This is a genomic window from Koromonas humicola (assembly GCF_059726255.1).
This window is the reverse complement of the sequence record NZ_AP040873.1, coordinates 1,013,286-1,033,732: the sequence shown is the minus strand read 5'-3', so window position 1 is coordinate 1,033,732 and position 20,447 is coordinate 1,013,286. Positions and strand designations below refer to the sequence as shown.

General features: G+C 58.1%; 14 protein-coding genes. 8 read left to right on the top strand and 6 right to left on the bottom strand.

The window, feature by feature from the left end; genetic code table 11:
* Nucleotides 1-5 precede the first annotated feature (5 nt).
* On the top strand, nt 6-3,458 hold the full coding sequence (locus AC6IZD_RS04525) for a DNA polymerase III subunit alpha (protein ID WP_497786493.1): 3,453 nt from the start codon (nt 6-8) through the stop codon (nt 3,456-3,458).
* A 167-nt stretch (nt 3,459-3,625) separates the two neighbouring features.
* On the opposite strand, the gene AC6IZD_RS04520 is transcribed toward AC6IZD_RS04525, so the two are convergent.
* Nucleotides 3,626-4,354 carry an SOS response-associated peptidase gene (locus AC6IZD_RS04520; RefSeq protein ID WP_497786492.1) on the bottom strand — a complete coding sequence of 243 codons (729 nt, stop codon included), beginning with the start codon at nt 4,352-4,354 and terminating at the stop codon, nt 3,626-3,628.
* Between the two features lie 138 nt (nt 4,355-4,492).
* Between AC6IZD_RS04520 and AC6IZD_RS04515 the strand changes: the two genes are divergently transcribed.
* A complete protein-coding gene (locus AC6IZD_RS04515; protein ID WP_497786491.1) occupies nt 4,493-4,756 on the top strand; it encodes a hypothetical protein in 264 nt (87 codons plus the stop codon).
* Here the strand turns inward: AC6IZD_RS04515 and AC6IZD_RS04510 are convergent.
* Genes AC6IZD_RS04510 through bamA form a run of 3 tightly spaced genes read right to left on the bottom strand, consistent with a single transcriptional unit; the run spans nt 4,737 to nt 12,724 of the window.
* Nucleotides 4,737-8,837 carry a translocation/assembly module TamB domain-containing protein gene (locus AC6IZD_RS04510; RefSeq protein ID WP_497786490.1) on the bottom strand — a complete coding sequence of 1,367 codons (4,101 nt, stop codon included), beginning with the start codon at nt 8,835-8,837 and terminating at the stop codon, nt 4,737-4,739. The genes AC6IZD_RS04515 and AC6IZD_RS04510 overlap by 20 nt on opposite strands.
* A 30-nt stretch (nt 8,838-8,867) precedes the next feature.
* Nucleotides 8,868-9,566, bottom strand: coding sequence for a hypothetical protein (locus AC6IZD_RS04505; protein WP_497786489.1), 699 nt, complete (start codon nt 9,564-9,566; stop codon nt 8,868-8,870).
* Nucleotides 9,566-12,724: an outer membrane protein assembly factor BamA gene (bamA, locus tag AC6IZD_RS04500; RefSeq protein WP_497787558.1), complete on the bottom strand. Its 3,159-nt coding sequence runs from the start codon at nt 12,722-12,724 to the stop codon at nt 9,566-9,568. The genes AC6IZD_RS04505 and bamA overlap by 1 nt, the downstream gene beginning before the upstream one ends.
* 217 nt (nt 12,725-12,941) lie before the next feature.
* Between bamA and AC6IZD_RS04495 the strand changes: the two genes are divergently transcribed.
* Nucleotides 12,942-13,358 carry a hypothetical protein gene (locus AC6IZD_RS04495; RefSeq protein WP_497786488.1) on the top strand — a complete coding sequence of 139 codons (417 nt, stop codon included), beginning with the start codon at nt 12,942-12,944 and terminating at the stop codon, nt 13,356-13,358.
* A 3-nt stretch (nt 13,359-13,361) separates the two neighbouring features.
* On the opposite strand, the gene AC6IZD_RS04490 is transcribed toward AC6IZD_RS04495, so the two are convergent.
* Nucleotides 13,362-15,131, bottom strand: a complete 1,770-nt coding sequence (locus AC6IZD_RS04490; protein ID WP_497786487.1) for a hypothetical protein — start codon at nt 15,129-15,131, stop codon at nt 13,362-13,364.
* A gap of 139 nt (nt 15,132-15,270) precedes the next feature.
* On the opposite strand from AC6IZD_RS04490, the gene AC6IZD_RS04485 reads away from it, so the two are divergent.
* Nucleotides 15,271-16,542 carry an MFS transporter gene (locus AC6IZD_RS04485; RefSeq protein ID WP_497786486.1) on the top strand — a complete coding sequence of 424 codons (1,272 nt, stop codon included), beginning with the start codon at nt 15,271-15,273 and terminating at the stop codon, nt 16,540-16,542.
* A 69-nt stretch (nt 16,543-16,611) separates the two neighbouring features.
* On the opposite strand, the gene AC6IZD_RS04480 is transcribed toward AC6IZD_RS04485, so the two are convergent.
* On the bottom strand, nt 16,612-17,664 hold the full coding sequence (locus AC6IZD_RS04480; RefSeq protein ID WP_497786485.1) for a hypothetical protein: 1,053 nt from the start codon (nt 17,662-17,664) through the stop codon (nt 16,612-16,614).
* A 353-nt stretch (nt 17,665-18,017) separates the two neighbouring features.
* Here AC6IZD_RS04480 and AC6IZD_RS04475 point away from each other — a divergent pair, with 353 nt between their 5' ends.
* From AC6IZD_RS04475 to AC6IZD_RS04460, 4 genes are all read left to right on the top strand, one after another.
* On the top strand, nt 18,018-18,626 hold the full coding sequence (locus AC6IZD_RS04475) for an RNA polymerase sigma factor (protein ID WP_497787557.1): 609 nt from the start codon (nt 18,018-18,020) through the stop codon (nt 18,624-18,626).
* On the top strand, nt 18,623-18,937 hold the full coding sequence (locus AC6IZD_RS04470) for an anti-sigma factor (RefSeq protein ID WP_497786484.1): 315 nt from the start codon (nt 18,623-18,625) through the stop codon (nt 18,935-18,937). Before AC6IZD_RS04475 ends, AC6IZD_RS04470 begins: the two co-directional genes overlap by 4 nt.
* 167 nt (nt 18,938-19,104) lie before the next feature.
* Entirely contained in the window at nt 19,105-19,614 is a 510-nt protein-coding gene (locus tag AC6IZD_RS04465) for a shikimate kinase (protein ID WP_497786483.1), read from the top strand.
* A gap of 14 nt (nt 19,615-19,628) precedes the next feature.
* Nucleotides 19,629-20,372 carry a hypothetical protein gene (locus tag AC6IZD_RS04460; RefSeq protein WP_497786482.1) on the top strand — a complete coding sequence of 248 codons (744 nt, stop codon included), beginning with the start codon at nt 19,629-19,631 and terminating at the stop codon, nt 20,370-20,372.
* Nucleotides 20,373-20,447 lie beyond the last annotated feature (75 nt).

Genomic DNA, 20,447 nt, shown 5'->3' with positions numbered 1-20,447 from the left:
AGCACGTGTACATCGAACTTCATGCCCGCTCCGCCTTCAGCTTCCTCGAAGGCGCATCGCTCCCCGAGCTTCTGATGGCGCAGGCAGCGGAATTCCAGATGCCAGCCATGGCCTTGCTCGACCGCAACGGTCTCTACGGAGCTCCGCGCTTTCATCTCGCCGCCCAGCGTGCCGGAACCCGCGCCCACATCGGAGCCGAAATCGCCATCCGCGACCTCCCCGAACGCATGCGCCCGCCGCACTGGCTACCGAACCAGTTTCCATCCGAGCCCGTTCGCTGGCCCCTGCTCGCCGAAACCCAAACCGGCTACCAGAATCTCTGTCGCCTTATCACCAAACTCAAGCTGCGAGAGCCTACTAAATCCGAAGGCTCCGCCCTGCTCAGTGAAGTCGCCGAGCACGCCGAAGGACTCATCTGCCTCACCGGAGGCGATGAAGGCCCGCTCGCCTCTGCCCTCGCCTGCGGAGGCTACGAGGCCGCCCTGCGCGAGGTCGAACGCCTCATCCGCATCTTTGGTCCACGCAATGTGTACGTCGAGTTGCAGCGCCATTTCGACCGCGAGCAGGAGCATCGTAATCAGGCCGCCGTGCGCATCGCCCGCACTCTCCATCTGCCGCTGCTCGCCACCAATGGCGTCAACTATGCGACCCCATACGAGAGCGAAATTCTCGACGTGCTCACCACGATCCGCCATCACACGACGCTCGCCACCGCCGGACGCCTGCTCGCACCCAACGCCGAGCGCTATCTCCGCGCTCCATGGGAAATGGAGCAGCTATTCCACGATCTTCCCGAGGCCATCGCCAACACCCATGAGCTCTCCTCACGCCTCACCTACCAGATGAGCGATCTTGGCTACCGCTTCCCCGACTACCCCGTCCCTGAAGGCGACAATATGCAGTCGTTCCTCGAGAAGCGCACTGCCGAAGGCATTCTCCATCGCTATCTTCCCAAGCGCGATCGCGACCTCCTCGCCCGCGCGCAAAAGCAGGCACAACGCGAGCTTGCGCTTATCGGCAAGCTCGGGCTCGCCGGATACTTCCTGATCGTGTGGGACATCGTGCGGTTCTGCGGCAGCGAAGGCATTCTCGTCCAGGGCCGCGGCTCGGCCGCCAACAGCGTCGTCTGCTACGCCCTTGGACTCACTGCCATCGACCCCGTTGGCATGGAACTCCTCTTCGAGCGCTTCCTCTCCGAAGAGCGCGACGAGTGGCCCGACATCGATCTCGACCTGCCCAGTGGAGACGATCGCGAAAAAGCCATCCAGTATGTGTACAAGCGCTACGGCGAACTCGGCGCCGCCATGACCGCCAACGTCATCACCTATCGCGGACGCTCCGCCGCGCGCGAAGCTGGCAAGGCCCTCGGCTTCGATACCGAAACCCTCAACCGCCTCACCAAACTCGTCAGCGCATGGGAGTGGAAGGACAAGAACGACTCGCTCTCGCACAACTTTCAGCAAGCCGGCTTCGATATCCAGCACCGCCGCATCGCCAAGTACGTCGAGCTCTGCCAGCGCATGCAGGACATCCCGCGCCATCTCGGACAGCACTCCGGCGGCATGGTCATCTGCGGAGGCCAGCTCAACGCCGTTGTCCCCATCGAGCCCGCCTCCATGCCCGGCCGCTCCGTCATCCAGTGGGACAAGGAAGACTGCGCGGACATGAAAATCATCAAGGTCGATCTGCTCGGACTCGGCATGATGGCCGTGCTCAAGGACTGCCTCACCCTCATCCCCGACCATTACCACGAGCCCATCGATCTCGCGCAGCTACCGCAAAACGATCCGCCCACCTACCACGCCCTGCGCAAGGCCGACACCGTGGGCATGTTCCAGGTCGAGAGCCGCGCCCAGATGGCCGCACTCCCGCGCAACAATCCCACATGCTTCTACGATCTCGTCGTGCAGGTCGCCATCATCCGCCCCGGCCCCATCGTCGGCAACATGATGAATCCCTACATGAAGCGCCGTTGTGGCCGCGAGCCCGTCACCTACTACCACCCGCTGCTCGAGCCCGTCTTGAAGCGCACGCTCGGCATCCCGCTCTTCCAGGAACAGCTCATCCGCATGGCCATGATTGTCGCCAATTTCACCGGCGGCGAAGCCGAAGAACTGCGCCGTGCCGTCGGCATGCGCCGCTCCATGGCCCGCATGCGCGATCTTGATGGCAAGCTCCGACGCGGCATGACCGCCAACGGCATTGCCCCCGACGTGCAGGACGAAATCATCCAGTCCATCTCGTCCTTCGCGCTCTACGGATTCCCCGAGTCCCACGCCGCCAGCTTCGCGCTCATCGCCTATGCCAGCGCCTACATCAAGTGCAACTACCTCGCCGCCTTCACCGCCGCCCTGCTCAACAACCAGCCCATGGGCTTCTACTCACCCGCAACCATTGTCAAGGACGCCCAGCGCCATGGCCTCCGCGTGAAACCCGTCGACGTTCAGCACTCCGACTTCCTCTGCACCCTCGAACTAAAGGATTTTGATTTACGGTGTCATCCTGAGCGCAGCGAAGGACCCCTACCCCCAACAGGACAGCCGGGTGCCCCAGGTTCGCGACGCGCTGTTTGCGGCGATAACCCGGGAGAGCACGCAAACTCACATCAAAACCTTCCCGACCTCCACCAAACCATTGGTGGGTTAACGCCGGGTGCCCCAGGTTCGCGCCGCGCCGTTTGCGGCGATAACCTGGGAGAGCAACCTGCGCCCCATCCGCATCACGCCATCCCCAGACCTGATCCCTTCGCCCTCCGCCTCGGACTCAACTACGCCCGCGGCCTCCACCGCTCCACCGCCGCAGCCATCGTCGCCGCCCGCCGCCAGCGCCCCTTTGCGTCGATCCAGGACCTCGTCTCGCGTGTCCCCGAACTGCGTAAAAGCGACCTCGCGCTCCTCGCCAAAATCGGCGCCCTCAACTCGCTCGGTGACATCACTCATCGCCGCGATGCTCTTTGGCAAGTCGAATACGCGGGACGCCCCGCCGGCCCCCTGCTCAACGATCTTCCCGAACAGGATGCGCCCTCATCGCCGCTTCGCCAGATGACCATCGAAGAGCGGCTTGTCGCCGACTTCTCCGGCACCGGAGTCACCGTTGGCCGCCACCCAATCGCCTACCACCGCGCCCAACTCCAACAGCAGGGAATCCTCGCCGCCTGCGATCTCGAAGGACTCCCGCACGGTCGCCCCACCCGCGTTGCCGGATGCGTCATCGCGCGCCAGCGTCCCGGCACCGCCAAAGGCTTCGTCTTCCTCAGCCTCGAAGACGAAACCGGAATCGCCAACGCCATCATCACGCCCGCTGTTTACGAGCAGTTTCGCCACACTGTGATTTACGAGAAATTCCTGCTGATAGAAGGAGAACTACAAAACCAGCAGAACGTTATTTCCATCAAAGCCCGCAGCATCCAACCGCTCAACATCAGCCAAGCCGACGTCCGCTCCCACGACTTCCACTGAGCACTGCGAGCCACCAATCTGAAAATCTGCAAGAGGTGGGGAGAGAGACGGTGTCATCCTGAGCGTAGCGAAGGATCCCTACCTTCGCCGAAATCTCAAGTGCAGTTCCAGGTCACCTTCCACCCACCTCGCTTTTGCTTTGAAACCTTTCAACCTTGAAACCTCCCTCACTCATCCCACAACCCCGCCTGCGCCGAGTCTCCCTTCTCCTGCTCCGGCTCTACTTCCTCTGCGCACTCTGCATCGTCGTTATCGACCTTGTTCACCCGCTGGCTCACCCGATAGCTCCGCATCAGTTCCGCCGGAAACGGCTTCAGCATTGCTTTTAGCTCCCTTACATCGTGAAACCCCGGATCGAGCCACAGATCATAAGCCTCCTTCGGCAGAATCACAGGCATGCGATCATGAACCTCCCGCGCCAGCTCATTCGCATCAGTTGTCAAAATCGCGCAGCTCTTGATCCACTGTCCCTCGGGAGACTTCCACCTGTCCCACAATCCTGCGAAGGCAAACACCCCGCCATCGGCCAACGTAAAACAGAATGGCAGCTTCTGCTTCCCTTCCTTTTTCCACTCATAGAACCCATCGGCAGGAATCAAACACCGCCGCAGCCGAAACGGCTCTTTGAAAGCGGCCGTCGTAGCCGCGGTTTCCGCCCGGGCATTGATCATCTTGTAGCCTACGCCGGGATCGGTCGCCCAGAAGGGGATCAGCCCCCACCGCATCTGCGACAACCTCCGTGCAGGACTATCCTTCGCCTGCCGCACAACAGCAATATCCTGTCCCGGAGCGGCGTTGTACCTAGGCACCCACTCCAGGTCATCGCTTACTGACTCGGCGTCAAATTCCGCTTCCAGAATCTCTTTCTTGCGCGCTATCCGAAATCGACCACACATAGCCAGCAAGTATACTTTTGGATCGCGGCAATCTCACGTTGCTGCCGTATTTGCAGGCCCAACTTAGCTTTCTTGAGCCCTTAGCCCCGATAATCTTCGTTGACCCGGTCGATCGTTTCGACCCACAATGAACTCACGATGGCAACGATTACAGATTTCCAGTGTGTGGATGAACGTGGGCGCTATCTTTCCTGTGACGCTTTTGGCAACAATGTCGCTTTCAAATGCCCGAACTGTGATGCTCCGGTGCTAGCGACGATCGTGGAGAATCAGCGCGGATCGGATCCTGCGCACGCCGCCGCCTGCCGTTCGTGTGGACTAAAGTTGTGGGTAAGTGTCGATCAAGGCCGTGAGCGCGTAGTCGTACATAAGCAGCAGGCCGCTACTTCCTCCGCTTCCTGAACAGCACGTCAATCGATACAACACCCGTCTGGTCGCGCACGCCTACGATCGACACATCCCTATTCACGTTGTATTCAAACTGAATGATCTGCTGGGCCGACTGGTTCAGGTTCGTTATATAGGTAAGTGTCAATTTATTCGATACCTGCTGCTCGACCGTCACGCGAGCCAGTCCCGAGTTCAGCGCCTGCCCCACATTCGGATCGATCTTCAACCGGCTCACGCCAAACAGTTTCTGCACTCGGCTGCTCACCGTTGCATTCAGCGCTTGGCCGATGATCGCCGTCGAAGCGCTTTCCGAAACTGTTGGCTGATACTGCGACGTTCCCATCATCGCCGGATTCGCTGACTCTTCCGTCGTCCTGCCCAGCGCCAGCAGCGAAATGATATCGCTGCTCGAAAGAGGCGGGTCTGAGCGATATGAAGGCGTCAATCTGTTCAGCGGGCCGTGGAAGCCGAGCGTGATGTCGTAATCGCGCACCCTCGCCGAAAGTTCCACATCCAGATTCGGATCGATTCTGATCGGATTTGTGAAAGTCACGTCGCCGCGTTCCAACCTGTACTTCGTGCCGTTAAAGAAGATCATGCCCTCAAGCAGATTCACTCTTCCCAGCACCACCGGGCGCGCTGCTGTTCCGCGCAGCCGAAAATCTACGTTGCCACTCACGCGTGCAAGCGAAGTCTGCACCTGCAATTCCGGCGTCGAAGTCACATGAACTTCCAGGTGCACGTTGTTCAGCGGAGAATCGATCTTCTGCGCCGGAGCGCCTTTGATGCCCTTTGCAAGGTACGTCGCAAAATCGAACTGCGGATTCACTCCCAACCTTGTTACGGTCACGTCGCCTGACAGCACCGCGTTTCGCATCGTGCCCGAAAGCGATAGCGAAGCGTCGGCCGTTGAACTCAATCCCTCTGGATAGCGCAATCGAATCTCATTACCAGTTGCCGAAAGATTCAATCCCAAGCCTTGCGTCGCAGAGAACGTAACAAATCCTCCGCAATGCAACAGTCCGCCGCCCGTGCGCGCCGTCAGTTCCTGCACCTGCAATCGATCTTCGTTGAACACCATCGATCCATTGATGTCGCTCAGTCCGTTCGGGAAATCGATGTACGCGATCGTGCCATTCACCACGTTCAGACGTCCACGCATCGCTGGCCGGGAGATCGTGCCATTCAACTGCAAATTGAGGTTCGCTACACCCGAAGCCGTTAGGCTCGGATCGGCCGTCTCCAGCAGCTTCAGGTTCATGCTGCCATCTGCTCGCAGATTGATCTGGCGTGCACCGCCCAACTGCACCTGCCCGCGCACCTGCAGGAATCGCGTTCCCTGCTCGCCGGCGATACGGAACTGCTCGACCGAAACGATCTGGTTCGCCATCTTCAGACGAATCGGTCCATCGTTCGTCACCACGATGCCTGCGTAGTTACCCGTCCAGCGATCCACAGTAGCGTCGGCCACCATATCTTTAGGCCGCTTTGCTTCGCCCGACGCTTCCACGTGCATGCTGAGGCCCATCGAACTTCCATGCCGGATCGGCAGGTACGCTTCGAGCAGCGGCGCCAGATTCGTACTCCGCACGTCGCCCACAATGTGCATTGGCATCTGATCGCGCAAATGCACTTGCGCATCGAGCTTGACCTCTGCCGTTTTGAACTCCGAACGGGCAATCAGCGTCATCTCCGCGCCACGCGTCATTGCGTCGACTGTCATATCGCCAAGCAGTTGACGATTGACCGCAAGATTTCGCAATCGCAGTCGCCCATTGATTACCGGAGCTGCCGGCGTCCCGCTTCCCTTTGCCTCAAATGCCGCCTGGCCTGACACTCGCAGATTTCTGTCTCGCACCGCGCGCAGGTTTTCGATCTTTACTTCGGTACCCTTCAGATCAAAAGCAAACTCGCTTGTCTCCACGTTCATCTGCGCTTCGCCAGCCAACTGCATCGCGTCGCTCTTCACAAGTATGTTTCTCAACTCGGCGCGGTTCTCCGTGAAGTTCACATCCGCTGTCGCCGCATGCACAGCCTGTTGCCACGCCACCGCATTCGTCAGACTTACGCGACCGCTGCCGCTCATGTGATCTTCCGTGCCCGACACCTGCACGTCGCCGCTCACCTGCCCGGTGATGGGATAAGTGGAACCCAGCACTCCCTGCAAATCGCTGACTTCCGCATTAGTGGCTCTCACGTGTGCCGAGAAAGGCTGCCGCGCGTCGTAGCTTCCATTCACTAACGCCACGCTGGCATCAACCGCGATCCGCGCTGCGCCACGCCGCAACACGGCATTCCGCAGGCTCTCGCGCGTGCTCGAATACTCGACCTCTCCTTCGAGTGCATCCCAGTGCGTACGCATTAAGCGCTGCGCTGCTTGCTTGTCATTCGGCTGCTTCTCTGACTTCCGAAAGACTGTTGTGAAATCGTGCAGTTCCAAATGCCCTGCTATCGAAGGTGAACTCAGCTTCCCTTTAGCAGCACCGCGAAACGCTGCATTTCCGCCAAACTCGATTGGCAAATCCTTCGCGCGGCTTCCACGCCACGACGCCACCAGCGGTGCTACTTCCGAAAAGTTCGCAGCGGTCACATTCAGCACCAGGTTGGAATCCAGAGCCAGCCTTCCCTGCGCCGTCAGATGAGTGGTCTGGGTGGTAGCGTCCACGCTGCGTACCTGCACAGCCTCATCCCTGAAATTCACTGAAGCCTGCACGGTTGCCTGCACCGGCAAGTCTCCACCTCGCTTTACTGGACGCACGATAAGGTCGCCGTCCATCACCGCATTCAGCGGCGTGCCACGCCAATTCACATCAAGAGTGCCTGAGGTCAATCCCGCCAGATGCAACCGATCCAGCGGCAACTCGCTGGTGGAAAATGCTCGCAGCGCGTGAGCCAATTCAATTCCTGTTACCTGCAGCTCGATACGGCCTACCTGCGGACTGCGGGCGGGGCTATCAACGTTCATCTTGCCGCGCACTGTTCCACCCAGCGCGCTTGCGAAAATTGAATTCGCGCTGAAGTGCTCACGATCGATTGCATACAACATGCCGCCGTTCAGCCGTTCCAACCGGACGACGTGATCGGCCCAAGTCACGTTGCTTCCTTGCGCTTTCCCAACCACGTCCAGTTCGCCACGATCCCAGCGATAGCTGCCTTGACCGCTAAACTGTGCGACGCCGCCTCTCAACTGCCAGTAGCGAGCGAGATGGGCAAGTTCGCCCAGATCACTCGACCCACGATACGTAAACTGCGCAACAGGATTCGCGAGGTTCGTCACCGCGCCCGAGCCTTCTACCCACGAGCGTCCCTGACTCACCCGCATCTGCGGAAGTTCCACACGGTCTTTATAGATTCGGAACTGGGTCTGAGCGCCGAGCATTACAGGCTCCCATTGCGGCAACTGAATTCGCACCTGGCCCACCTTGGCTTCGCCGTCATAGCGATGTGCCGCCAGACGATAATCGAGCCTGATTCCAACATCATCGATGCGGCCAATCAACTTGATCTTCTGTTCGTTCCACACGAGCAGACCGTCCGTTGCTTCCGCGTGTCCAATCGCGAGCCGCAGCAGTTGCTCAGCCTCATTGCCTGTCGTTTTGCGTCGGAGCTTCGGCTCGGGGATATTCGTTGAGCCGTCCTTGTACACATCGACGTGAGCGAGCGGCCTTCTCACATCCAGTTCTTCGAATGAAACGCGCCCACGCAGTAGCGGAGCCCACCGCAGGCGAGCCGCGATCTTCTCTACTTGCAGCAGCGGAGCCTCGCCCGCCAGTTCCTTTCCGTGAACGACTAGCCCGTTCATCTCGAACTGCAGTTTCGGTAATGTCCACCCGACTGATTGAACCTCGACTTTACCGCCGGTCACGTGCTCAATCTGTTCAATCGCAATTAGACGTGCGCGCTCGTGGAACTCGGCTCCATTCACATAACGCCAGACGCCCAGTGCTGCCGCTCCCAAAGCAACAGCCACGACAGCCAATGCGAGCAGAATGCGCGAGCGCCTGCGCGGGGACTCCGCAGTGCTTATCGCACCAGTAGTGACGTCCTCCTGCGGGGTCTCGACGGATTTTCCCTGCTCTGGCTCTTGGCTCATTGCACTCTCGAGAGTTCTACTTCCTTCCCTCTATCGCGCTCCGTCCCACAACACCTGCACAGAACTTTGCTTCCGCAGCGTATTCATCCACGAATCCATCTCGCGTGTCATCTTCTCTTCGACGATCAGTTCGCGAATCTTCGGAGTCATCTGCTCCAACGACTCCGGCTGTTGCCCAGCAGCGAGTACCTGAGGAACGAGCGTCTTGTTGTAGTACTCTTCCACTTCCCTGCGCGAGGCCCGCACCAGCGGTCGCACTCTAAATTCCATGAACTTAACAATCTCGACCTGCGTCGTGACCAGATCATGCAACTCAGCCTCGGAGAGTCCATACCTGCGCACCGTCGCCGCCCACGCTGCATTCTTCTCCGCAATGCTGTTCGCGCTCTCGCCCTTTTCCGGAGCCAGTTTCCATCCTGCGCGAATCTCGGCAATGCGTCCCTGCACTTGTGCCTCGGTTGCGGGCGCCGAGCCCTGCATCTGGTCGCGCAAGATCTGGTATTGCACGAGATGATCGAACGCTGTGTGCCGATCTGCTTCTCCTAAATCCTTCAACTCGCGTACGTTTTGCAACGCCTCAAACCTCATCTGCTCGTCGAGATCGCTCCACGTCACCATGTGGTTGTTGACCATCGCGATCGTGCGATCCACCACCTCGGCCCGGACAGGCACCAGCGCGAGCGCCAATAGCACGACCACCAAGCCAGCGAAGTTTCGTCCGCGCATCATCAGAAGGTCTGTCCAATGCTGAAGTAGAAATTGAAATGCCGCACCTGCTCGTAGTGAGGCACAGCCGTACATCCTGTCACATCCGCACACGGATCCTTCACCGGGAAGTACGGTGGATTCAAGTTGTATCCCATGTCAACGCGTATCGGCCCAATCGGAGTCCTGTATCGCACTCCGGCTCCCAGTGCATGAGACATGTAGCTGAAATCGCAGGTCGAGGTTGCACTCTGGAAATCCTTACAGCTCCCCGGATTCCGCTGGCTGAACCTCGCCAGGTTCTTCCACATCTGGTTCGCCGTCGAAAATGCGTTTCCCATGTCGTGGAACACGACGAAGCTCAAGCTGTCGCCCACCAGCGGCAGTGGAGCGGGAGGCAGCCTTAACTCGAGATTGTTGACGATCATCGCATTGCCGCCCAGCGGTGCGCCCGAAGAAGGATCACGCGGCCCAGCCTGATTTATCGCGAACCCGCGATGCGAGTTCGACCCGCCAACGAAGAAGCGTTCCGGGAGCGGCACATATCCCGTGGCCCTCACGCTCGAAGGACAAATTCCATTCTGCGGCAACACATCCTGGCACAGATTTCCATATGGAGTTTCGACGCCGATCCGCAATGAACGTGCAAACACCCAGGTCTTGCGGAATTTATGGTACGTCGCATTCTGCAGAAGCAGCCGCCCGAAGTTCGCCTGTGATCCAAAGTATCCCGAGGCCACTCCGATATCGCCAGTGTTGTAGGTTCCCTTGGTCGAGTTCAATGGGTCGTCGCGGGTATCACGCAGATACGTCAAGCTCGGCATACCCACTCTCACCGGCCGTGAGTAAATCGGAATCAAGTCCGGACTGAATCCCGAGGGGAAGCTGGTCGGATCCACACGAACCCTGCGGTAAGCGAATCGATACAGGAACTGCGAAGCCTTCGTAGCCTTCTGCGTCAACTGTACCGAGCCTTCAAGACGTTCGCTGCTAAACGTGTTCACATCGCGAGTGTTGTCATACAAACCGGTAAAGGTCAGCCGCCAGCTCGGCAGGTCAAACCATCGCGGCTGATCAAAGCTCAGCGATGCCCGCTTCTGCAGATTGCCGAAATGCGACTTGAAGATGATCGACTGATCTCGTCCGCGGAAGTTCACTCGTGTCACATCGAAGGTCACTCGCGGGCTCACGCCGGTCTCGCCCTGAGCCGAACCACCCTGAGCCACATTCAACCCGGTTCCGATTTCCAATCCAAGACCATAATTGAATGTCCAGCGTTTCGCCTCGCGAATCTGGAACATCACGTCCTTGGATTTTTCGTCGCCTTCCGGATTTTCGATCGCTGTCTTCACTTCGTTGAATATGCCCAAGTCGTACAGATTGCGTTGCGTCTGCAGCATCTTGTCCTGACTCAGCGGAGCCCCCGGCTGGATCACGACCGCGCGATTCACAATATGCGGCTTCGTGTGCTCCACTCCGTTCACCAGCACCCGATCCACAAACTCCTGCGGGCCTTCGTGGACGTCGTATTGCACGTCCATCTTCGTGTGCTCTTGGTTGGCGTACTTCGCCGAACTCTCCATTTGCACCGAGGGGAAGCCGTGGTCGAAGTAGTAGTTGAGAACGACCTCGCGATCATCGGCCACAGTGGATTCCGAGAACGGCTGTCCCGCATGAGTGTTGATCATGCCGCGAATCACGTCCTCGCTAACTTCGTTCAGCCCCTTGATGTCCAGCTTTCCGACCGTCACCAGCGGACCTTCATTGACCCTGATGATGATCTTCATGTCTCCGCGCACGCCTTGGAAGTCGTCCACAACTTCGCTCGTGACTTTCACCGACTGGTATCCGTTCGAGAGGTACAGGTTCCTGATCGCCTGCAGGTCATTCGTCATCATCGACTGGCTGTATCGTCCATGCGGCAGCAGCATGCTCGATGCCTGCGTGCCAATGCGCTCCTTCAGTTCATCAGCCTTGAAGAGCTCATTTCCCTGAAATTCGACCGCCTTTATCTTGTGCTGTTCGCCTTTATTGACTGAGTAAATGATGTGCAACCGGTCGTGCTGCTTGTCTTCTTCCTGCCGAACCTGCACCGTCGCATCGAAATATCCCTGTCCCTGCAAATAGTCCCGCAGGTTGCGACGCCCCTCGTTCAGCAGGTCTTCATCCACCGCGTTCTCTTCATAGATCGGGACGTAGCGCTTCAGCTTGCCTGCGCTTATCCGCATCCCCTCCGCTCGTATATCGAGCACCGGCCCACGATTCACATCAAACGAGTAATCGACGGAGTTCGTCGCCAAGTGATACACCGGCACGCCCGCCGTTAACTGCGCCTTATACCGATGCTGCTTCACATAATGCTTGCGCAATCTCGCCACGGCCCGCTGGAGTAAATCTCCCTTCACACGCGTTCCCGGACGCATCTTGCACAGTTCCACGGCCTCTTCTGCGGACAGAGTCGGATCTCCTGTGACCATCAGCTTGCCAACCTGCGCCGAGGGCCCCGGCTTCACCCGGAATTCGACATCGATCTGCTGCGTGTCCTCGTGCCGGTGTAGCGTGGCTCCCACCTCGGCTCTCCAGTAGCCGTTGTCGTGCATGAGTCGCAGAATTCGGTTCTCGGAGTCCCTCAGTTTTTCTTCCGTGAAATGCGCTCCAAGTTCCAACCGCCCGGTATTGATCACCTGCGTTTCATTCGGACCGTTCTTCGGAAGCCCCGTAACTGAGACGTTTCCATTGAAGTAGTTCGGCTCCGTGCGAAACTCAATTGCCACGCCTCCCGTGGGCAACACCGTCGCGTCAGCCACCACGTCGGCAAAACGGCCGGTATCAAACAGGACACGTAAACTCCTTCGCAGATTCCTGCGCTCCAGCTTGTCACCAACTTTCAGTGGAATTCGTTGCAAAAAGTCGGCTTGCTTTTTCGCATCCCCGATTGCCGAGAGCCGAATCTGCTCTACCGTGCGCCCCTGTATAACCTCGGACTGCACACCCGGAAGTGCACTCTCCGGTATCTGCTCGACCTGCGGTTCCCCATTTTCCTGTGCAGATCGGCTATTTGAATCAGTCTTTTGCCCATCAGAAATGGAATGTTTGACCGTATCTGTTGCCGAGCCCTGAGGCGCAGACTGTCCCTCTCCTGCCGCAGGAGCAAGAACTCCCACCAGCAGCACTGCCCACATTGCCAAGCTTGTTTTACTTCTGCGCCCGGAGGCCCAAATGCTCACGCGAGTCCCCGCGGATGACTGTCAACCATGTAAGTTAACCCGAACACCCATGATAAGGCTTGCCTTCCAGAATGCCGCAGTCCAATCAGTGTTATTCCAGATAGCTAGTTTTCACTCCTGATACTGCCCTTTCGAGACATCCCTTTCAGTTTCAGCTTCATTCCAATCAGCCATGACATACGGCACGTCACGTTCCATCTTCCGAACTCACGCACTGGCGCTGCTCTTATTTGTCACGCTCGTGCTGACCGCTTCGGCGCACGCCCAATACCCAGGCACAATCTACACGCCTGAGGTGCATATCGGCTCGCGAACCACGCCCTCCACTGTGACCGTCCCGCCGATTGAGTTCATTCCGGGAATCCCCGAGCAACAACCTATGGCAGACGTGCCTCCCGCAAGCACCGAACTGCTGGCCCAGCGGCATTTCGATTTCCTCGCCTCCCCGACCGGCGGGACCGAATTCCTGCCCCAAGGCAGCATGTACGACAACTCGATAAGCCTCGGCGAATACGCCCGCCAGCTCCGCGCCCAAAAGCAAGGAGCGACCCCAAAGGCCGCTCCCGATACCGCCACTCCCCGGCTGTAGTGGCTAATACACGATCCTTGTCGTCTCGATGCTCGCGTTCTTTGGTGCGCCTGCCAGCACCTCCGCCGGGCTCGTGTTGTCCAGTTCCTCCCCAGCCCATTCCGTGCTCTGATCATGGATCGTGATTGTGTTTCCCATCAGGTAGTCCACTTTCAGCAGCTTGGAGGCAATGACCATCTGCCCCATCCCAAGCACGTCTTCCGCTGGCGCACCCTTGAGCAGTTCCATTGCCCACAGCGGAGAGATGTTCGTCCCCATCCTCACCAACTTCAACCACAATTCCGTCGAGGGCCAGAAGCACATCGGAGCCAGGTTCGGGCTATCCGTCTTCGTATCTTCCTCGTATAGTTTGGCGGCCACGCTCACGCCTTTCAGCAATGCCTGCTTGGCGCCTTCCGTGTCTCCCATTTGCATGTACACATCCGCCGCATCGGCGTAGAAAGGCCCCGCCGACTTCGGCTCACATTTGCCAGCCTCCTCCAAACCTTTGCGAATCGCCGCCCTCGCCACAGCCGGCTGATCTTTCCAATGAAACTGCGCGACCATCATGTAGCTCGTTGTGCGACTCCATACCGAGTTCAGCCGGGGGATTTTCGCCATCGCGCTATCCGGATGCGGCCCCACCTCCTGGTTAACCTGCGCCCAGAGCAGACCCTCCGGGTCCGGAGTGCCTGATGGCGGCCGCTGTCCCCCGTCCACCGTTCCCATGCTCATGGTGATCGTAGAGCTCGCCCCTTTTTTCTTGTTGGACGGATCAATCATCCACGGCGCCAAATCATCGAGCCCATTCTCAAACTTCGACAGTTGCTCCCGCGTTGTCGCGCTGTCTTTCAGCCGGGCATCGGCCTCAACCGGATCGACCTCTCGCAAAACCGGCAACAAAGTGAAGAGTTGATACTCATAGCTATTCGTCCACGCGATGTCACCCTTCTCAGTGGACATCTGGGCCCGAATATAGCTGTTCTTTTCCGCCATCTTCTCGTCCGCCTTCTTGGCCTGGTCCAGCACCTCAACTACTGCCTGCGACACCAAGAGCGCGGGCACATCCGCATGAAAGCGCAGGATCATCGTCGCGAAATCATTCCAATTGAACATGCTGCTGTGCTCATGGGCACTGTAGCTTGCCAGCGCCTCACCAAACAGCTCCCTTCGCAGCGACTCCTGTCCCGGCTTCGCATGGCCCATCAGTGTCATGGCATCGCCGTAATTCATCTCGTACTCGGTAGCCATCCGCCGCACGAGTTCCAGAGCCTTGGCGTCATCGCCCTTGCTCAAGTAATACGACACCAGCGCGCTCTGCACTTCTTTCCGAGCCGGTTCTTCCGCATGAAGCAGCAGTTCTTCTGCCCGCACCACATTCAGCGGAATCAACGCCTTCAAAATGCGTGCCTCCACAGCCGTGCGCACGCGTTCCAATCGTTTCTCGGGTTCTTCCTTCTGGCTTAGTACCGAATAGAATCCGTCCTCAAGCAGCGAAGCCGCCTTTGCCTTGTCGCCCGAGTGCCGCAGATAGATTCGCGCGCCCGCCCACGCCGCCTGCCCCTGCGACACCGGATCCATCTTCCGGCTCTGCGCCAACGAACTTTCGAGCAGATCACGCCCCGTGCGCTCTTCCGGCGTTAGCTTCCTGTCCGGAGCCTGCTTGGCAGCCACTTTCACAACCTTCTGCTTCGAACCCGTGTCCCCAGCCTTCGAATCAGGCTTCTTCTCCTGCGCCCAACACGCGCAAGCCAACGCCATCACCAACGCACAACTGCACGCCGTACGCATCATTTTTCGCTCCGAAACGTGAGTTGACGAATTCTAGCTCTCGCTTCTGAGCTGCGTCACTTCATTCGTAACTGGCGACCTGTCCATGCTTGCTGCTACATTCAATTTGCACCGAACTAATAAGCCAGAAAGGTCTCCATTCATGCCCCAACCCGTCTCCACCTCCGAGCCCAGTAAGCTCTACCGCTGGATCGTCCTTCTCTGGCTGAGTATCACCATGTTCGGGAATTACTACTTCTATGACGCGCTTGAGCCTCTCGCCGACGTCCTGCAGAAGCAGCTTGGGTACTCCGACCAGAAGATTGGTCTGCTCAATTCCTTCTATTCCATCGCGCCCATCGCCACGGTTCTCATCGGAGGCATTCTCATCGACCGCCTAGGCGTTCGCCGCGCGTTGCTTCTCTTCGGAGGCATTTGTCTCACCGGCTCGATGATCACCGCTTCGAGCCCACGTTTTGAGGTTATGGCCGCGGGACGCTTCATCTTCGGCATGGGCGCCGAGTCGCTCATAGTCGCCATCACCGCCGCAGTCGCAAAGTGGTTCAAAGGCAAAGAGCTCAGCTTCGCTCTCGGACTCAACCTCATGCTGGCGCGCTTCGGAACCTACCTTGCGCAGCGCTCTCCAAGCTGGGCATCTTCCGCCTACAACACTTGGCAGGCACCTTGGTTGATCGGGGTTTGCTTCGTTTCACTCTGCGTCATCGGCCCCATCTTTTACTGGATCATGGAAGCCCGCGCTGAGCGCCGCTATGCTCTCGGAGCCGCTGGCGAAGCCGACAAGATTGTGTTTCAAGACGTAAAGAACTTTGGACTTTCCTACTGGTATCTCGTCGGACTCTGCGTCATCTTCTATTCAGCGATTTTCCCCTTCGAGACCTTCGCCGTGAAGTATTTCATCGATGCTCACGGCACCACGCGCGAACTCGGCGGCAAACTGCTCAGCATCCTCACGGCCTTCACCATGTTCGGAACCCCCATCGTCGGCCTCTTCTCCGACAAAATGGGACGTCGTGCGACCATCATGTGCCTCGGAGTACTTCTGCTCATTCCGGTATTCCTCATGATGGGCTACACCAACATCTCCCTCTACGTTCCGATGGCTATGCTCGGATTCGCATTCACGTTCGTCCCGGCTATCATCTGGCCGTCTGTGGCCTACATCGTTCCAAGCCGCACAATCGGAACTGCACTCGGCCTCATGACGATGGTCCAGAACATGGGCATGGCTAGCATGAACTGGGGACTCGGCAAAGCCAATGACGCCGCCGGAGCTTCGGCAAGCAATCCTCACGGATACCTACCCATGCTTCACATCCTCACCGCCATGGGCCTGATCGGAGCGCTGCTCGCCTTCCTGCTACGCCAGCGCGAACTCGGACCTAAAGGTCACGGACTCGAAACCATCACGGCGTAATCGAACTGCAAACACAAAAGGCGGAGATTATGTCTCCGCCTTTTCTATGCCCGATGATCCTCCCCAAGATTATGGAGCTTCCGCACAGGCGTGGCGATTGTTGTCGTACTCACGCTGTATGGCATATCTCTTTGCCGCAACTTGGAATGTCGGCGCATTGAATCCTCCGCTGGGCGACAAGAACGAACACTCGTCTGCCACTTCCTGCCCGTACAATGCGAGGTCCGTCGTATTGAACCATCCATTTCCATCGGGATCGCTGATAATCTCAAACAGCTCGTGCGAAAGCACGTTCGCGGTTGAATCGACCAGTTCGCCGTTTGGCGTCCCCGATTGCAGCCTGCACCCCGTCACGTTCTGATAAGGCTCAACCGTGTACAAAACGTGGCCCACGTCGCTAAAATCGGCACTCGCGTGGTATCCGCAGAAATGGAAGCTAGCCGGAACGTCCGGCGAGTAGCACATCCCATCGGTCGCCGTGAAACACACATCCTGCCCCGGCGGCAAGAAGATATGAAAGATGTGCGCATAACCGCTCTTTCCCAGCGAGAGAGCCGCGGCGTGCGCATGCGCCGCCATATCCGCATCCGTCAGCGGAGCCGTTTTGGAAGGCGCTTTGATCGTCGCATGAGTCGATGCGCCCAGCGTGTACCGATTGCTCGCCGTGTTTCCCGTGTACTGGTCCAGCACGTGAATAAACGTGCTGCCACCCAGGTTCGTCAAAAACGTCTGCACGTCGCCCCAACAAGCCGGTGTCGTACACTTCGCCGCAGTCGAATACAGATAAACCGGATGCGACTGCGCGTACTCCACCATCTTGCCGCCACTAAAGCTTAGGTCTCCCGGGTAGAGTGTCGAACTTCCAAGGTTGATTCCCGCCGCCGTTGCTCCCGCATGAAGGTTCGACAGTTCCGCTCGCCTCGTTCTCGCTGCAACCGTATTCGCGGGCGTTCCATGATGCTTCAGCGATGTCGCTTCTTTCACCGCCTGCCTGTCCCAGGCATTCACGCTGATTTGCATGCCTTCGTCGGACGTGTTTAGTTGGGCCAGCATTGCCGGTGAGAGTGCGGCAATCAGAAATGTTGTGGCCAGCGCACGGCTCCAGTACTTAGAATCGAACATGGGAGTCTCTCCTTGCTCTGTACTATTCAGGATGGGTTGCTTTCTGCGGAATTGGTTCTGCGTAGGGATGAGTAGAGGACCACGTTGGATGTCCAATGTAAGTGCGTTCACCTGAGCAGAGTGGCGCAAGCTCCCCTGAGTGGCCGGGAAATGCAACGAATCGGCTCTGAAGCGCATCGTACTTTTTACATACCGGAAGGGTGTACCAGTGTGCGGCGGAGGACCGAGTGCCAATACGCAAGTCTGCACCAGTTGTCGAAGACGTCCCCTCGCCTGCCCGGGGTGCCGCCCCGAAGTCTGCAACGCAATTGAACACCGCTCCAAAGAGGTCTCTATTGACCACCCCTAAGAAAATGCTGGCGACAGGAATGTCAGAAGCTGAAGCCATCGAGCGCGCCAAACAAGGCGATGGTGAATGCTTCGAAGCTTTATACGGACTTCATAAACGTCGTGTCTATTCACTCTGCCTTCGCATGACCGGAAATACCGCCGAGGCAGAGGATCTTACGCAAGAGGCATTTCTACAGCTCTATCGCAAAATCGCTACCTTCCGCGGAGAATCCGCATTTTCAACCTGGTTGCACCGCCTTGCCGTCAACGTTGTCCTCATGCACCTGCGCAAAAAGGGTCTCCCCGAGGTCTCTCTCCAGGAAACTCTTGAGCCCACCGAAGAGGATGGACCGAAGAAGGACATCGGCGCTCATGACCAGGTACTGGCCGGATCGATCGACCGAGTAAACCTTGAACGTGCAATCGAAAGTCTTCCTCCCGGCTACCGCATCATTTTCGTGCTGCATGACATCGAAGGCTATGAGCATAACGAAATCGCCGAGATGATGGGCTGTTCCATTGGCAACAGTAAATCCCAGCTCCACAAAGCGCGTATGAAGCTTCGTGATCTTCTCAAACTTACTCGCGCTGAGAGGAACGCCTCTAGACCTACAAGCAGGCAAGCAATATGACTAAAGGATGTTATGCAACCGCTGCGGCCCCAACCGCCGTCCATATTGGGAGAGACAACAAAATGACCTGTGCTGAGTTCCAGCGCGATTTGCCGCTTATCATCGACTCGGGCGGTTCCGTTGAGCAAGAAGAGCACCTGAAATCCTGTGAAGTGTGTCGTGGTTTGGTGAATGACCTTCGATATATCGCCGACCAAGCCAAACTGCTGATCCCCCTGTACGATCCGAGTCCGCGTGTGTGGGATGGCATTGAACAGAAACTCAAGGTTGAGGGTTTGGTTAAGCCCGCGCAGGCGCGGCGGTCCGTCTAGCGATTATTACGTCTCTCCGCGCTCGTTCCGATCGTTGATGGCCGCGTACCCTCGCGGCCTTTCATTCAGATCGCTACCGCCTGTCCTTGAATGAAGCGCACCCCTGCTACAATCCACTTTGAGTGAACACTCATTCTCAAGCGCCTTTATTGGTTCTTATCGGCTTCATGGGAGCCGGCAAGAGCACTGTCGGACGACTCCTCGCCTTACGCCTGGGCTGCACGTTCATCGACCTCGATCACGAGATAGCGCGTGTCCATGGCCCAATCCCAGAGCTCTTCGCCAATCGCGGTGAAAGTGGCTTCCGTGCAATCGAACACCATCATCTCGATCTCACTCTGCCGCGCCTTGCTCGCCCCTCCATCTTCGCTCTCGGAGGTGGTGCGTTCCTCCAGGCCGCTAATCGCGAACTTCTCAAACAGCACAACGCAACCGTATGCTTCCTCGATGCGCCCTTTGACGTGACCTACGCGCGCATCGCCAACACTGGGCACCAACGCCCCTTGGCCCGCGATTTCGAACAGCTTCGGCAGCTTTACGACAAGCGCCGCCCTACGTATCTCACAGCGCATTACACGCTCGACGCGTCCAATAGTGACCCTTCGGCCCTTGTCTCTTCGCTTGTCCGACTCGCTATTAGGCTTGGCGTTCCCGACCCTTCCCGAGATAAACTCTAGCCAGAGACTTCGACATGATGCGCCGTTCCATCTCCTCCGCCCTGCTTGTATTGCTGCTCACCCTCGCCGCTTTCGCCGGCAGCAAGTCCTCGCCTGCCAAGGTCCAGCCCAAAGTGGTGGACGAAGGTACTTTTGGGGTCTTCCAGAACGGCCAGCGCGTAGCAAGCGAAAAGTTCGTCATCCGGCAGTACCCCGACTCGAGCGTCACCTGGTCCGAATTTCGCGCGGACAATCAAACCAGCGGCAAAATCGAACAGACCAGCGAATTGGTTCTCTTTCCCAACGGCAGTCTTTCTCGATACGAATGGAAGCAGACAGCCCCGTCGCATAGCTCCGCTACTGTTCAGCCCGGCGATCAGGTGCTCAACATGCATGTCGTCGGCGATGGCAAAACCTCTGATCAGCCCTTCTTCCTTGGTCTGGACACGTTCGTTCTCGACGACTATTTCTTTTCCACTCGCGAGGTTCTCCTCTGGCGTTATCTCGCCTCCACTGCTTGCAAGCCTCGCCCTGCCGGAGACGGCTGCGATCTAGAACGCCAGCGTGTGCCTGTTCTCATCCCGCGTCGCCGTACATCGTCGCAGGTTTTCATCGAATTCAAGGGCTATGAAGACGCTCCCCTGAACGGTCGTCCCCAGCGCCTCCGTCATTTCCTGATCCAGACAGACGGTCCCGACTGGCACCTCTGGCTGGATCCCGATCACAAGCTAGTCCGCATCTCTATCCCTGACAGCGCCACCGACATCCTTCGCCAGTAGAAGTACTCGTCAGTACCTGCTGCCACCATGCTGCACGCACCAAGACGCGCTGCATGAGCAAGACGCAGGGTGCCC

What these genes read in the sequence shown, in the direction of transcription:
- AC6IZD_RS04490 (WP_497786487.1), bottom strand. Translation starts at nt 15,131, where the DNA reads ATGATGCGTACGGCGTGCAGTTGTGCGTTGGTGATGGCGTTGGCTTGC.
- bamA (WP_497787558.1), bottom strand. Translation starts at nt 12,724, where the DNA reads ATGTGGGCAGTGCTGCTGGTGGGAGTTCTTGCTCCTGCGGCAGGAGAG.
- AC6IZD_RS04465 (WP_497786483.1), top strand. Translation starts at nt 19,105, where the DNA reads ATGGGAGCCGGCAAGAGCACTGTCGGACGACTCCTCGCCTTACGCCTG.
- AC6IZD_RS04495 (WP_497786488.1), top strand. Translation starts at nt 12,942, where the DNA reads ATGACATACGGCACGTCACGTTCCATCTTCCGAACTCACGCACTGGCG.
- AC6IZD_RS04515 (WP_497786491.1), top strand. Translation starts at nt 4,493, where the DNA reads ATGGCAACGATTACAGATTTCCAGTGTGTGGATGAACGTGGGCGCTAT.
- AC6IZD_RS04485 (WP_497786486.1), top strand. Translation starts at nt 15,271, where the DNA reads ATGCCCCAACCCGTCTCCACCTCCGAGCCCAGTAAGCTCTACCGCTGG.
- AC6IZD_RS04510 (WP_497786490.1), bottom strand. Translation starts at nt 8,837, where the DNA reads ATGAGCCAAGAGCCAGAGCAGGGAAAATCCGTCGAGACCCCGCAGGAG.
- AC6IZD_RS04520 (WP_497786492.1), bottom strand. Translation starts at nt 4,354, where the DNA reads ATGTGTGGTCGATTTCGGATAGCGCGCAAGAAAGAGATTCTGGAAGCG.
- AC6IZD_RS04460 (WP_497786482.1), top strand. Translation starts at nt 19,629, where the DNA reads ATGATGCGCCGTTCCATCTCCTCCGCCCTGCTTGTATTGCTGCTCACC.
- AC6IZD_RS04505 (WP_497786489.1), bottom strand. Translation starts at nt 9,566, where the DNA reads ATGATGCGCGGACGAAACTTCGCTGGCTTGGTGGTCGTGCTATTGGCG.
- AC6IZD_RS04480 (WP_497786485.1), bottom strand. Translation starts at nt 17,664, where the DNA reads ATGTTCGATTCTAAGTACTGGAGCCGTGCGCTGGCCACAACATTTCTG.
- AC6IZD_RS04470 (WP_497786484.1), top strand. Translation starts at nt 18,623, where the DNA reads ATGACTAAAGGATGTTATGCAACCGCTGCGGCCCCAACCGCCGTCCAT.
- AC6IZD_RS04475 (WP_497787557.1), top strand. Translation starts at nt 18,018, where the DNA reads ATGCTGGCGACAGGAATGTCAGAAGCTGAAGCCATCGAGCGCGCCAAA.